Source organism: Neisseria sp. P0021.S007 (assembly GCF_051956855.1).
On the sequence record NZ_JBQCXA010001812.1, the window covers coordinates 1 to 432 of the forward strand.

Here is a 432-nt window from a genome sequence, read left to right on the forward strand (position 1 = left end):
GAAACCACTCCACCGTTTTCAGGCTGCCTTCCAATCACCCTCTCAACTTCGCCAATTGCCCTTCCACTTTCCCCATCTTATCCATCAACTCCGCCAATTCCGCCTTATCCTTCTCCACCAGATGTGCGGGGGCTTTGTCCACATAGCCGGGTTTGGAGAGTTTGGCGTTGAGTTTGTCCAAGGCTTTTTGCAGCTTCTCGGCTTCTTTGCTCAAACGGGCGGTTTCGGCGGCTTTGTCGATTTCGACTTTCAGCATCAGGCGCGCGCCGTTGCAGACGGCGACAGGTGCGTCTTCCGCTTCCGGCAAGCTGTCCACCAGCTTGGCTTCGGTCAGTCGGGTCAGCGACGGCAGGTATTTGAGCAGGCCTTCGAGTTCTGCGTTGCCTTCGACAAAGAGCGGCGCTTTGACGTTTGGCGCGATACCCATTTCGC

The 432-nt window shown here is 56.5% G+C and carries 1 pseudogene; it reads right to left on the reverse strand.

Features of this window, described 5'->3' with window-relative positions:
- Positions 1 to 34: 34 nt before the first annotated feature.
- Positions 35 to 432: pseudogene (locus ACTHUR_RS21590) on the reverse strand (valine--tRNA ligase); the annotation flags it as partial.